At 67.0% G+C, this 13,114-nt stretch carries 10 protein-coding genes and 1 pseudogene; 6 read left to right on the top strand and 5 right to left on the bottom strand.

The genetic code is table 11. From position 1 onward, the window contains the following. Positions 1-189: 189 nt before the first annotated feature. The 5 genes from ACM9NP_RS22405 to ACM9NP_RS22385 form a co-directional block, all read right to left on the bottom strand. The gene (locus tag ACM9NP_RS22405; RefSeq protein ID WP_415648743.1) at positions 190-1,086 is read right to left on the bottom strand and encodes a hypothetical protein; all 897 of its coding nucleotides are present in this window, start codon (positions 1,084-1,086) and stop codon (positions 190-192) included. A 323-nt stretch (positions 1,087-1,409) separates the two neighbouring features. Then, positions 1,410-1,985, bottom strand: a complete 576-nt coding sequence (locus ACM9NP_RS22400; RefSeq protein WP_415648742.1) for a hypothetical protein — start codon at positions 1,983-1,985, stop codon at positions 1,410-1,412. A gap of 338 nt (positions 1,986-2,323) precedes the next feature. Further along, entirely contained in the window at positions 2,324-3,358 is a 1,035-nt protein-coding gene (locus tag ACM9NP_RS22395; RefSeq protein ID WP_415648741.1) for a hypothetical protein, read from the bottom strand. Positions 3,359-3,457: 99 nt separating this feature from the next. Then, a complete protein-coding gene (locus tag ACM9NP_RS22390) occupies positions 3,458-4,429 on the bottom strand; it encodes a hypothetical protein (RefSeq protein ID WP_415648740.1) in 972 nt (323 codons plus the stop codon). Positions 4,430-4,599: 170 nt separating this feature from the next. Beyond that, positions 4,600-5,229, bottom strand: a complete 630-nt coding sequence (locus ACM9NP_RS22385; protein WP_415648739.1) for a hypothetical protein — start codon at positions 5,227-5,229, stop codon at positions 4,600-4,602. A 58-nt stretch (positions 5,230-5,287) separates the two neighbouring features. Here ACM9NP_RS22385 and ACM9NP_RS22380 point away from each other — a divergent pair, with 58 nt between their 5' ends. The 6 genes and pseudogenes from ACM9NP_RS22380 (at position 5,288) to obgE (ending at position 12,742) form a co-directional block, all read left to right on the top strand. Beyond that, complete coding sequence (locus ACM9NP_RS22380; protein WP_415648738.1) at positions 5,288-7,237, top strand: TIGR03960 family B12-binding radical SAM protein; 1,950 nt, start codon at positions 5,288-5,290, stop codon at positions 7,235-7,237. Further along, positions 7,234-7,998 (top strand): TIGR03936 family radical SAM-associated protein, encoded by a 765-nt coding sequence (locus ACM9NP_RS22375; protein ID WP_415648737.1) that lies wholly within the window; start codon positions 7,234-7,236, stop codon positions 7,996-7,998. The genes ACM9NP_RS22380 and ACM9NP_RS22375 overlap by 4 nt, the downstream gene beginning before the upstream one ends. A 268-nt stretch (positions 7,999-8,266) precedes the next feature. Continuing rightward, positions 8,267-10,435, top strand: a pseudogene (locus ACM9NP_RS22370) (Rne/Rng family ribonuclease); the annotation flags it as partial. Positions 10,436-10,583: 148 nt separating this feature from the next. Continuing rightward, positions 10,584-10,898 carry a 50S ribosomal protein L21 gene (gene rplU, locus ACM9NP_RS22365; RefSeq protein ID WP_415648736.1) on the top strand — a complete coding sequence of 105 codons (315 nt, stop codon included), beginning with the start codon at positions 10,584-10,586 and terminating at the stop codon, positions 10,896-10,898. 11 nt (positions 10,899-10,909) lie between these two features. Continuing rightward, positions 10,910-11,167, top strand: coding sequence for a 50S ribosomal protein L27 (gene rpmA / locus ACM9NP_RS22360; RefSeq protein ID WP_415648735.1), 258 nt, complete (start codon positions 10,910-10,912; stop codon positions 11,165-11,167). Between the two features lie 123 nt (positions 11,168-11,290). Continuing rightward, complete coding sequence (gene obgE, locus ACM9NP_RS22355) at positions 11,291-12,742, top strand: GTPase ObgE (protein WP_415648734.1); 1,452 nt, start codon at positions 11,291-11,293, stop codon at positions 12,740-12,742. Positions 12,743-13,114 lie beyond the last annotated feature (372 nt).

Below are 13,114 nucleotides of genomic sequence, written 5' to 3'. Positions count from 1 at the left end.
AGGATCTCCTCGCGGGGCCACACCAACTGATGAGAGCTAAGCCTGCCGTCGGCTCTGTCTTCGAGCGACGTTTGGGGTGTCGCGTTGAACTGAGAGGTAACTTACCGTCCACGGTGGGGGAAATCAGCCGAACGCTCCGTTTAGTCCGATTTTCCTTGCGGAGAGTCACGGTTTGACTATTTCTCGTGATCATCCGCGCCAGTTGTCCAGGTAGGTGGTGGCGACTTCGGTCGCGTGGGCGGCGACTTCGGAGTCGGAGACCTCGTCGACGCTGTAGATCGTGACCCGGACGTGCAGGTACGCGTTCGCGTCGTACAGGTACAGACTGAAGTCGGCCGAGCCGGTGTCGGTCTGCCAGGTCCGAGCGACCGTGAAGGCGTCGGTTCCCGGGCCGTCGACCTCGGCGTAGACGCGGGTGTCGGTGGCGGCCTCCTCGGCCTCCTCGGCGGCGTCACGGAATTCGTTCTTCGCGCCGGCGTCGCGGGAGAACACGGTCGATGACACTTCCACGTCGACACCGGTTCCCGCCTCGGCGCTGAGCGAGATCGCGCACTTCTGCTCGGTCTTCGAGCCGATCTCGCGGCTCTCCTCGAGCGGCGGAAGCTCGTTCGAACCGGCCGACAGATCCTCCAACGGGGTCGTGTCGAGCGCGTCGCACGGGGCGTCGAGGACCTCGTACGCCAAGCCGCTCTCATCGGCGGGGTCCTCGCCCGACGTCAGCCACCACACGCCGCCTCCGAGCAGCGCGACGACGGCGACGACGGCGACGACGCCACCGACCTTCGCCAGCGGCGAGGCCTTCTTCGCGCGCTTGCGGGCGCGGACCTTGGTGTTGTTGTCGTGCAGGCGATCCAGGTTGAACCGGTCGTCCTCGGGGTTCATCGACCGTGCTTCGGGCGGGACGAAGCCGAGCTTGCCGATCATCTGGGTGTTCTCGTCGTCCTCCCAGTTCCCACCGCGACGCGCCGGGCCGGACGGCTGCTGCGGTCGCTGCGCCGGGGCGTCGTGCGTGGGCTGAGCCTGACGGGGCGGCTGCGGGCGGCCGGGGGCGCCGTAGGGCGCTCCTCCGGGGCGGGGATTCGGCACGGACGGGGGCTGTTGCTGGCCGGGTGCCGAGGGCCGGCCGTACGTGGAAGGTTCGCCGTGACGGCGGTATGGGTCGTCACCGTACGGTCGCCGGTCGTTCACTGGAGTACCTCACTGCGCTGAGCGTTGCCAATGGCCGATTGTCGCGGCCCCGTTGTGTGGGCCAGCGTGCCGTGCCGGGTTCCCGATCGTGGCACGTATGTATCTATGTCATCATCCCGGCCGTCCGCCGTGGTGCTGGACGCGGATCGATCGGAATGTCGATACCGCAGCGTATCTGGCCCAGCGGTGCCGGTGACTATCCGGTCGGCCGGATCTGCGGCCTACGCGGCCGCCATCTCCAGCGCCTGCCGTGCGGTGGCGGTCAGGGCCTCGATCGTGGCCGCCTGGTCGGCGTTGTCCGTCTCGACGATCGAGAATCGGACCGTGACGACGACGGTGCCGTCCTTGACGACGAGCACGGCGCCGCAGGAGGTCTCGTCGACGAGGGCGTCCTCGCCGATCGAGCTTGATTCCCAGGCGTCGTCGAGGTGTTCGCGAACCTTGGTAATCGTCGCGTCCATCCACGTGGCCCTGGTCGAGTCGAAGGTCGTCCCGGCCTGTCGTTCGTCGTCCAGCCATTCCATGTGGAGGACGAGTGATCCGTGGTCACCGACTGCGGCGCAGTTCGTGGTCTTGGTCGACTCGGCCGCGTCCGGGTCCAATGTGCCTATGCCGGGATCCATTGCGGTATAAGCGGACACGTCGATCGGCTCGCAGAGCTCCGTGCCGATCCACGCGTACTCGCCCGACTCGGCGGTCCTGGTGTCGTCGACAATGGACGCGTAGGGTTGGGTTCCTATGAGCGCGACTCCGGCGACGACGAGGAGAACGACGATCCCGGCGATGACACCGCCCACGAGAACGTGGTGGTCGCGTTTGCGAGGTGGAGTCGGGGCGATTCCGGCCCGATGGTGAACGCCCGGATGTCCGTCCGGTGAAGGTGGGCGGGTGGCCCGGGTGCGGCCGGGATACGGGCCGCTGAGGAGCCGCGGGCGGCCGTGTCGTCTCGACCGAGTGGTGGACGCCCTCGTACGGGGACGCCTCCGCGGCTTCCGGTGTCGGTGGATCAGATTGAAGCGGAGAGTGCCGCACGCCGTCGCCGTGCGGTTGAGACGGGCTCGTCATCGCTCGGCTCCTGCTTCGGCGATGCGGCGGAGGACCGGACGCGGTGTCACACCACGTCCGGTCCCTCGAATCACGCCGCTGACTTCGCGAGCGCCTGCGCGGCCATCTCCTGGACGGCGGCGACGGCGTCGGCCTGCTGGATCGGCTTGTCTCCCGCGATGACCCAGAACCGCACCATGACGGTCGCGTTCCCGTCGCGAACCACGATGATCGTGTCGCAGCTCTTGTCGTCCCAGGGTTCGGTCTCGCCCTGCTTGCCCTCTTCCCACGCACCGGTGACGTCGTTGACGGTGTCCGGCCCGGACATGTAGATGTCCACGCTGCTGCCGTACGACTCGGACGCGGCCTCGGGGGAGTCGAACCAGTACGTGTCGACGGTGAAGCTGCCGGCGGACGGCGACGCCGCGCACCGCGTGTTGCCCCCGCCGGATTCGTAGGTCTGCGTGTCGATGTCGCCCAACTCGATCATGTCGTTGAACGCGCCGTAGTCGAGCTTGTCGCACAGGTCGGCCTGGTAGGCGTACGTGCCGCCCGGCTGGCCTGGCGGAGGCTCGTTCGTCGGGGACGGGTCGCCACCGGGGTCGGTCGTCGTGCTCGACGTCGGGTTCGGGTCGGCGGTGTCCGGGGGCGGGTCGGCGTCGAAGGCTCCCGTCGCGAACAGCGTGCCGAACACGACCAGCGCGATCACGACGACGCCCACGATCCCGCCGACGATCCAGCCGGTCGAGTTGTTCTGGGGCGGCGGTTGCTGTTGCGGGTAGCCCATGCCCTGCGGCGGCATGCCCGGGTGACCCTGCGGCATGTACCCCGTCTGGGGCGCGCTGTAAGGACCGGACGGCATTGCCTGGTTCGGCGGCGCGCTGTAGGGACCGGACGGCATTCCCGAGGTCGGCGCGTAAGGGTCCGATCCAGGCGGCGGCGGGTAGCCGCCCCCCGGCATTCCCGTCGTCGGCGCGTAAGGATCGGCCGCCGGCATCGGGTTGTACGGATCCGGCTGCGGGTAGCCACCCGGCATCGGGTTGTACGGATCCGGCTGGGGAGCCTGGGTCGGATCGTCGGGCCAGCCTCCAGAGCCCGGAGGCCCAGGTGGGGGCGGATACGTCATGGTCGTTTCTTCCTATGTGTCGTTCGATGAACGTCGTCGCTCTGCGGTGACGGAGCCACCGGTCTGGGCGACGTGTCCTGCGGGATCGCGGTACGTCGATCAGCTCGCCAGCAGCTGCATTATCTCCTCAACCGTGCCAAGGACGATGTCCTGGGTGCTGTCGGCGTAGGGGGTGCCCGTCGAGGAGAACTCGACGCGCATGGACAGGTTCCCGTCGAGGATGAACACCGCCACATCCGATTGGCCGTACTGGGAGTCCTCGACGACGACGATCTCACCTTCCGCCCACGGGCCCTCAAGCGGTTCAGGGTCCCCGTCGACGAGCGAGAAGTTCTTCTGGCTCGGGTGCTGTTCGGTCGCGGCGGCTTGGTCGGCGTACGTGTTCGCCGAGATCGACAGATACCCGTAGGCGCCGCTGCCACCCGACGAGGTCATGGAGTACCCGCAGTTCATCAGCGAGGTGTCGCCGAACTCGGACGTCAGGTCGAGCGGGTCGCTGGTGGTCATGCCGTCGAGGTACGGGTCGAGGTTGAGGTCGGAACACAGACTCTCGACGTACTTGTAGACGCCGCCGCTCGGAGGGGTGTCGCCCGTCGGGTCGGTCTCGTCCTCCGGCGCGCCTTCGCTCGGCGACGACGACTCGTTCGCGTTCGGCGGAGGCTTCTCGGAGTCGAACGCGCCGGTCGCGACGAGCGTGACGACGATGGCGACCACGAGGAGGACCACCCCGGCGACTCCGCCGAGGATCCAGCCGGTGTTGTTCTTCTGCGGCGGCGTCGGGCCCATCGGCGGGCCGTAGCCGCCGTACTGGTCGTACCCGTACCCCGGCGGGGGCATCCCGGGCGGCATCGCGCCTTGCCCGGGGATCGCCGTCACCGGCATCGAGGGATCGTAGCCGCCCACCGCGTAAGGATCCGGGGATTGATACGGATCAATCTGAGTCGGTTGGGGTGAGGGAACCGGACTCGCCTGACCCGGCGTGTAACCCGGAGGCGACGGCGGCCCCGGAGGAGGCTGCGCCGTCGGGTCCTGACCGGGGGGACCGAACGGACCGGGGGGTGGGAACGTCATAGGGGAATTGTCTCCTCAATTGTCAACCCGTCGGCTCACCGCCGAGACACCGCGAGAACCAACACGCCTGCACACGCGAACCGGTGCAGTGGGCCCTCCATCCACGACCGGATACCGGTTCACCGTCTCCTCGATCATGCCGCGACCAGCGACTAACGGGAAGCCGCGGTTCATTCCGATCGCATAACGTCGACAGCCGCCGCCGCGAACGTGATCAACGCATCGCGTGCCTGTTCAGGAGGTATGACGGTCCCAGTGATGACCATCGACACCGACAGCAACGCGTTGCTGTCACGAATGTGAACGTGGTACTGCTGCTGCTCGCTCTCCTCGATGACGGTCACCAGCCCCGACTCATCACCCATCTCCAGACCGCTCAAGGTCCGACCGTTCGAGCGCTCGTAGTCGACGACACCCTCATAGGCGTCCACGGCGTCCTTCACCGTCTCCTGCACACGAGCGTCCGTCCGCAACGTCACCGCCACGTAGTCGGTCGTGTCCTCACCCGCGACCAGGGTGATCTCGCACGTCCCACGAGGAATCCCCGCGGACTCCGACATCGCCGGCTCCCGCGCGGTCTCCGCCAACTCCCACTCGTCGAACGAACCGACGTCGAGCTCATCGCACAACGACTCGACCGCCGACGCGCGCACGATCCCCGGGTCGTCGACGTTCGAATCGGTGAACCACACGATCACGGCGCCGATCACCGCCAAGACCACGGCGATCCCCGCCAGCAGCGATCCCGCTCGGAACAACTGCGGCCCGTGCGACGGCCCACGCCGACGCCCCCGGTACACGCCAGTACGGCGACCGGGCGTGGCCTCGTCGTTCGAGGGCTCTATACCCTGGACTGTTATGAGCGTGACCTCCGTATACCCGCAGCTCGAACTGCTGCTCCCCAAGGTGGCTAAGCCTATCCAGTACGTCGGCGGTGAGCTAGGGGCAGTCACCAAAGACTGGGACGAGGTCGCCGTCCGTTGGGCACTCATGTACCCCGACGCGTACGAGGTCGGCGTCCCCAACCAGGGAATCCAGATTCTCTACGAGGTCCTCAACGAACGAACCGACGCGCTCGCCGAACGCACCTACGCCGTCTGGCCGGACCTGGAAGCGCTCATGCGCGAACACGAGGTTCCCCAGTTCACGGTCGACGCGCACCGGCCCGTCGGCGCCTTCGACGCCTTCGGCGTGTCCTTCGCCACGGAAATGGGCTACACGAACCTCCTGACCGCGCTAGACCTCGCGGGAATCCCCCTGGTCGCCCGCGAACGCGACGAATCACACCCCATCGTCGTCGCCGGCGGCCACGCCGCGTTCAACCCGGAACCGATCGCCGAGTTCATCGACGCCGCCGTCCTCGGCGACGGCGAGGAAGCCGTCGGCGAGATCACCGACATCATCCGCGACTGGAAGGCCGAAGGCCGCCCCGGCGGACGCGAAGAACTCCTGCTTCGCCTGGCGCGCACCGAAAGCGTCTACGTGCCCGGCTTCTACGACGTCGACTACCTCGACGACGGCCGCATCCGCCGCGTCGCCCCGAACCACCCCGACGTCCCGTTCCGAGTCCACAAGCGAACCACAATGGACCTGGACGCCTGGCCCTACCCCAAGAAACCCCTCGTCCCCCTCGCCGAAAGCGTGCACGAACGCTACGCCGTCGAGATCTTCCGCGGCTGCACCCGCGGCTGCCGCTTCTGCCAAGCCGGGATGATCACCCGACCCGTCCGCGAGCGCTCCATCACCGCCATCGGCGAAATGGTCCAACGCGGCATCGAGGAATCGGGCTTCGACGAAGTCGGCCTCCTCTCCCTGTCGTCCGCGGACCACTCCGAGATCGCCGACGTCTGCTCCGGCCTCGCCGACCGCTACGAAGGCGAGAACGTCTCCCTGTCACTCCCGTCGACCCGCGTCGACGCGTTCAACGTCGACCTCGCCAACGAGCTGTCCCGCAACGGCCGCCGCTCCGGTCTCACCTTCGCCCCCGAAGGCGGCAGCGAACGCATCCGCCGCGTCATCAACAAGATGGTCAGCGAAGAAGACCTCATCCGCACCGTCGTCACCGCCTACAGCAACGGCTGGCGCCAGGTCAAGCTGTACTTCATGTGCGGCCTCCCCACCGAGACCGACGAAGACGTCATCGGCATCGCCGCCATGGCACACGAGGTCATCCGCGCCGGACGCGCCGCAAGCGGCAACCGCGACATCCGCTGCACCGTCTCCATCGGAGGGTTCGTGCCCAAACCGCACACCCCGTTCCAATGGGCCGCGCAAGCCGACCCGGAGACGATCGACCGCCGACTCAAGCTCCTCAAACAAGCCATCAACGCCGACCGATCCCTCGGCCGCGCGATCGGCTTCCGCTACCACGACGGACGCCCCTCCCAGATCGAAGGCCTTCTCTCCCGAGGAGACCGCCGCGTCGCCTCCGTCATCCGCGCCGTCTGGGAAGCCGGCGGCCGCTTCGACGGCTGGAGCGAACACTTCTCCTACGACCGCTGGGCCGGATGCGCCGAAGAGGCGCTCGCCCAGTACGGCCTCTCGCTCGCCTGGTACACCACCCGCGATCGCGACGAGCGCGAAGTCCTGCCGTGGGACCACCTCGACTCCGGCCTCGACAAGGACTGGCTGTGGGCCGACTGGCAGGACGCCACCTCCGAACTCGAGCAGGACGACTGCCGGTGGACCCCCTGCTTCGACTGCGGCGTCTGCCCCGCGATGGACACCCAGATCCAAATCGGACCAACCGGAAAGAAACTGCTGCCACTGATGGTCAGTTCCGCACCGACCGGAGAGACGACCCGATGAGCCCGCGCAAAGTACCCGAACAGCAAGAACCCGTGGTCGCGCGCGTCCGCCTCAGGTACGCCAAGCGCGGACCGCTCCGGTTCAGCTCCCACCGCGACTTCGCCCGCGCCTTCGAGCGCGCGCTCCGCCGAGCCGCGATCCCCATCGCGTTCTCGTCGGGATTCCACCCCCACCCACGCGTGTCCTACATGTCCGCCGCCCCGACCGGCGTCGCCAGCGAAGCCGAGTACCTCGAGGTCGCGTTGCGTCGCCCGGCCGCCGCCGAGGACGTCGGGACCGCGCTCGACGACGCCCTCCCGCCCGGCCTCGACATCGTCGAAGCAGTCATGGCCGAATCGAGTGGTTTCGCCGAGCGGTTCCACGCGTCGCTGTGGCGTATCGAACTACCCGACGTCGCGCACGACACGCTGAGCGCCGCCGTCACCGCGTTCATGAACTCCGAGGAAGTCATCGTGACGCGCTTGACCAAGAAGGGAAACCGGGCTTTCGACGCCCGTGCCGCCGTCGTCAACGCCGTGGTAAGGCCGGTTGCCGGGGACTTCTCTGCTTCGTGTGCCATACTCGATGTTGTCGTTTCGCAGGTAACACCTGCGGTACGGCCCGATGACGTCTTGTCCGGGTTGTCGCTGGTAGCGGACTTGGAGCTGCCGGTGCCACCCCGAGTCACCCGGCTAGCACAGGGGCCGCTGACGGAGTCCGGTGACATCACCGACCCGTTTGACGCGGACCGGGTGCGCCCGCTAGTCAGTGCTGACGAGTGATTCCTCGGTCGTTACGGCGCGCCACGGTCACCCGACCACCGGTGCGTCGAGGCCGGAGTAGCAGATGTCGCCGGGATCAACACCGTCCACCGGACGGGCCTGAACCAAGGGGTGTTTCGGATCAGGCTGTTGAAGGCTTCGGTGATGCCAACACTGGTATCACCTTGTGACAGTCGCGCCCGTGTGGCTGCGCAGCAGGGGTTTACATGCCCGCCGCGCGCCCGGGACGACGGAAAGTGAAGTGGTATTCCACATGCACGATGATGATGCGAATCGTCAACGGGTTCAACCCGCTCCCATCCTGTTCGTAGCGCCCCCGACGGCGCCCGAGCCCCCCGCACGCGGAGAGAAGGCCGCGAAGGCCGAGGACGAGAGCCGACCCAAGGCCGGCACGACCCGCAAACGCACGCGTTCCCGCGCCGGAGACGACACCGACACCAAACCCACCGAGTCCGTCGAGACCGAGGCCAAGGACACCCCCAAGGAGCCGACGACGATCCGTCGTCGCACTCGCCGCAGGGGTGGAGCGGACACGTCCGAGGACACGACTCCCGACAACGTCGAGCCCCAGGACGGCCCCACGGCCGAAACCGATGACGACGATGACGACGACGAGAACGGCAAGGGCCGTCGCGGACGTCGGGGTCGTCGTGGTCGCGGCCGAGGCAAGGGTTCCGCCGCGGACGTCGGTACGGAGGAATCCGACACCGACGCCGACACGGCCGAGGAACCGACCGACGGCGACACGATCGGGGCCGACCAGGTCACCCGCCGTCGTCGTCGCCACCGCAAGCGCGCGGGATCGGCCGACGCAGAGATCGAGACCCCCGAGGCGACCGAGGTCGTCGTCAAGGTCCGGCGCGCGCGCGAATCCAGCGGTGACGACGTCCAAGGGCTCTCCGGATCGACCCGTTTGGAAGCCAAACGGCAGCGTCGTCGCGAGGGCCGTGGCCAGCGTCGCGCACGCCCGCAGGTCCTCACCGAGTCCGAGTTCCTCGCCCGGCGTGAATCCGTCGAGCGCACCATGGTCATCCGCGGCGCCGGCGAACGCACCCAGATCGCGGTCCTCGAGGACGGCCTCCTCGTCGAACACTTCGTCAGCCGTGGCGGCGGCCAGGGCCTCGTCGGCAACGTGTACCTCGGGAAGGTGCAGAACATCCTCCCGAGCATGGAGGCCGCGTTCATCGACATCGGTCGGGGACGCAACGCCGTGCTGTACGCGGGCGAGGTCAACTGGGACCGTACCGGCCTGTCCGGTCGGACCCGCACCATCGAACAGGCGATGCGCGCCGGCGACTCGGTTCTCGTTCAGGTGACGAAGGACCCGGTCGGTCACAAGGGCGCCCGCCTCACCAGCCACATCGCGCTGTCAGGTCGACACCTCGTGTACGTCCCGCACGGCAACGCCTCCGGCATCTCCCGGAAGCTGCCCGACTCGGAGCGCAAGCGGCTTCGCAGCACCCTGAAGAAGCTCGTTCCGGAAGGCGCCGGAGTCATCGTGCGCACGGCGGCCGAAGGCGCCGACGCCGCCGACCTCGAACGCGACATCACCCGCCTGCAAGGCGAGTGGGAGCAGATCGAGGCGAAGACCGAGAAGGGCAGCGCCCCGACGCTGCTCCACGCCGAACCGGATCTCATCATCCGGGTCATCCGGGACGTCTTCAACGAGGACTTCAGCAGTCTCGTCATTGACGACTCGGGCGTTTATGACGAGGTCAAGGAATACCTCGACAGCGTCTCGCCGGACCTGGTGTCCCGCCTCAAGCGTCATGTCGGCCCGGCCGACGTGTTCGCGGAGCAGCGGGTCGAGGAGCAGCTGTTGAAGGCACTGGACCGGAAGGTCTACCTGCCGTCCGGCGGCAGCCTCGTCATCGACCGCACCGAGGCGATGACGGTCATCGACGTCAACACGGGCAAGTTCACCGGCGCCGGCGGCAACCTCGAGGAAACGGTCACCCGTAACAACCTCGAGGCGGCCGAGGAGATCGTGCGGCAACTTCGTCTGCGAGACGTCGGCGGCATCATCGTCATCGACTTCATCGACATGGTCCTCGAGAACAACCGCGACCTCGTGTTGCGGCGGCTCACCGAGTGCCTCGGTAGGGACCGTACGAAGCACCAGGTCACGGAGATCACGTCGCTCGGGCTCGTCCAGATGACCCGGAAACGGGTCGGTCAGGGCCTGCTCGAGGCGTTCAGCGAGACGTGCGAGCACTGCAAGGGCCGAGGTGTCACCATCCACCTCGATCAACCCGACAAGGTCGCGGCGAAGAACGAGAAGCCGAGCAAGGCGGAGACGAAGGCGAAGGCCAAATCCGAGTCGAAGAGCACCCGCAAACGCGACACCAAGGCGAAGAGCCGTGTTGACGCGGATGCGGTCACCTCTGCCGCGGAGCCGACGCGTAAAATAGCGGAGGCCAGTACGTCCGGCAACGCCGCGGCGTAACTTCAGTGGCCGTCGTCGCAGAGCGGTCAACCCGCCTTGGTCTCACCATGGGCGATGACGTAGTTTGGACGACGGCCTGTTTATGGCAATGATTCATGTCCCGCTTCAGGCGGGAGTTACCGAGGAGACTAGCGTCAATATGTACGCGATCGTCAAAACCGGCGGCAAGCAGTACAAGGCCGCCGAAGGGGACGTCCTCGAGGTGGAGAAGCTCGCGGGCGAGCCAGGCGACGCAGTTACGCTGCCTGCGGTTCTCCTCGTCGAAGACGGCAAGATCACCACCGGCGCCGCTGCGCTGGCCGGCGTCACCGTCACGGGTGAGCTCGTCGACCACACCAAGGGTCCCAAGATCAAGATCCACAAGTTCAAGAACAAGACCGGCTACCACAAGCGGCAGGGACACCGTCAGCCGCTGACCCGTGTCAAGGTCACCGGCATCACGAGCGGGAAGTAGGAGGCCTCGACATGGCACACAAAAAAGGTGCGTCCAGTTCGCGTAACGGACGCGACTCCAACGCCCAACGCCTCGGGGTCAAGCGCTACGGTGGCCAGCTCGTGAACGCTGGCGAGATCATCGTCCGCCAGCGCGGTACGAAGTTCCACCCCGGAGACCAGGTTGGCCGCGGCAAGGACGACACGTTGTTCGCCCTCGCTGGTGGCGCGGTCAAGTTCGGCACCAAGCGTGGCCGCAAGACCGTCAACATCGTCCCCGTAGACGCGTAGCCGCCTAGCGACATTCGGGCGCAGCGCTGCCGTTTCCGGCGCGCTGCGCCTTCGCATTTTTCGCGGGCAGGTCGAGGAGTTTCATTCCTTGGGCCTGCCCGTTTTCTGTGTTAAGGAGTACAGGTGAGTTCTTTCGTCGATCGGGTCGTTCTGCACATTCAAGCCGGGAACGGCGGCCACGGGTGTACGTCGATCCACCGCGAAAAGTTCAAACCGTTCGGTGGCCCTGACGGCGGCAACGGTGGGCATGGTGGCGACGTCATCCTCGAAGTGGACCCGCGCGTGCACACGCTGCTCGACTTCCACTTCCGTCCCAATGCCAAGGCGGGCAACGGCAAGGGCGGCCAGGGCTCGCACCGCAGCGGTGCCACCGGTGAGACGCTCACCTTGCGGGTTCCGAACGGCACCGTCGTGGAGACCCAGGACGGGGAACGCATCACGGACCTGACGGGTGTCGGCACGTCCTACGTCGTCGCGCGCGGCGGCCGTGGCGGGCGGGGTAACGCCGCTCTCGCCAACGCCAGCCGGAAGGCGCCCGGTTTCGCCGAACTCGGCGAGCCCGGCGAGGAACTCGACGTCGTGCTCGAGCTCAAGAGCGTCGCCGATGTCGGTCTGGTGGGCTTCCCATCGGCGGGGAAGTCCTCGCTCATCGCCGCCCTGTCGGCGGCCCGGCCGAAGATCGCCGACTACCCGTTCACGACGTTGGTGCCGAACCTCGGGGTGGTCGCCGCCGGCGAGGTCACTTACACGATCGCTGACGTTCCCGGTCTGATTCCCGGTGCGGCCCAAGGCAAGGGTCTCGGTCTGGAGTTCCTTCGCCACATCGAGCGGTGTGCCGTGCTCGCCCACGTCGTCGACTGCGCGACGTTGGATCCCGGCCGCGACCCGGCCTCCGACATCGAGGCGATCGAGGCGGAGCTCTCCGAGTACGGCGGGCTCGGCGACAGGCCGCGCGTCATCGTCCTCAACAAGGTGGATGTTCCCGAGGCCGCGGAACTGGCGGAGCTCGTCCGGGGCGATCTCGAGCACTACGGCTGGCCGATCTTCACGGTCAGCGCCGTCGCCCGCAAGGGGTTGAACCAGTTGTCCTACGCCCTCGCGAAGGCCGTCACCGACCACCGGGACAGCCAGCCGCCGATCGAGGCGACTCGGATCGTGCTTCGTCCGAGGGCCGTCGACGACTCCGGTTTCGAGATCGACGTCGATGAGGACGGCAGTTTCACGGTCATCGGGGCGAAGCCCGAGCGATGGGTGCGACAGACGAACTTCGACAACAATGAGGCGATCGGATATCTCGCCGACCGGCTCGCCCGCCTCGGCGTCGAGAAGGCGTTGGCGAAGGCCGGCGCCACTCCCGGTTGTCTCGTTCGCATTGGCGCGAGGGAATTCGACTGGCAGCCGACCGATCCCGCCGCGGTCGCTGCGTCGGCGATGTCCGGGCCTCGCGGCAGTGACGCGCGACTTGACGACAACAGTCGTACGAATGCGGCCGATCGTCTCGCGGCTCGGAAGGCACGGCGGCACCGTGACGACGAGGACGGGATTGGGCCGTCGGAACCGACGGAATCCGAGTGAAATGGCGCCTCACCAGGGGAAACTCTGTTGTGGCGCCGAACACACCCCCCTCGGTGAAACGCCGAAAATGGGACCGCGTAACTTTGTTCTTGCCCGCGGGGAACCGGACAGGGCGGGAACGAAAAGCCTCAGCCGAAAGGCCGAGGGGGTTCGATTCGCGCTCTGGTAGGCTTGCGGGAATCCCGGAACAAATCAGTCGGGATTGAGTGCGCTCAAAGAGGGTCCAAGACCCCCAAGAAACGCCCTCAAAACGAACTGATAAGTTAAACCGGTTGCTTCATCGGATGGCCTTTGTTTGTGGGGGTTGTTTGGTGTGGGTGTGTTGTTTGAGAACTTAACAGGGTGTTTTTGTGATGGTCAGTGTGTGGGCCT

Source organism: Stackebrandtia soli (genome assembly GCF_965137155.1).
GTDB lineage: Bacteria > Actinomycetota > Actinomycetes > Mycobacteriales > Micromonosporaceae > Stackebrandtia > Stackebrandtia soli.
Note: the sequence above shows the minus strand (reverse complement) of the source record. Positions and strands in the feature narration are given on the sequence as shown.

Coding starts and splice junctions, on each gene's coding strand:
- ACM9NP_RS22395 (WP_415648741.1), bottom strand. CDS start 3,358: ATGACGTATCCGCCCCCACCTGGGCCTCCGGGCTCTGGAGGCTGGCCC.
- ACM9NP_RS22375 (WP_415648737.1), top strand. CDS start 7,234: ATGAGCCCGCGCAAAGTACCCGAACAGCAAGAACCCGTGGTCGCGCGC.
- ACM9NP_RS22380 (WP_415648738.1), top strand. CDS start 5,288: ATGAGCGTGACCTCCGTATACCCGCAGCTCGAACTGCTGCTCCCCAAG.
- ACM9NP_RS22390 (WP_415648740.1), bottom strand. CDS start 4,429: ATGACGTTCCCACCCCCCGGTCCGTTCGGTCCCCCCGGTCAGGACCCG.
- rplU (WP_415648736.1), top strand. CDS start 10,584: ATGTACGCGATCGTCAAAACCGGCGGCAAGCAGTACAAGGCCGCCGAA.
- rpmA (WP_415648735.1), top strand. CDS start 10,910: ATGGCACACAAAAAAGGTGCGTCCAGTTCGCGTAACGGACGCGACTCC.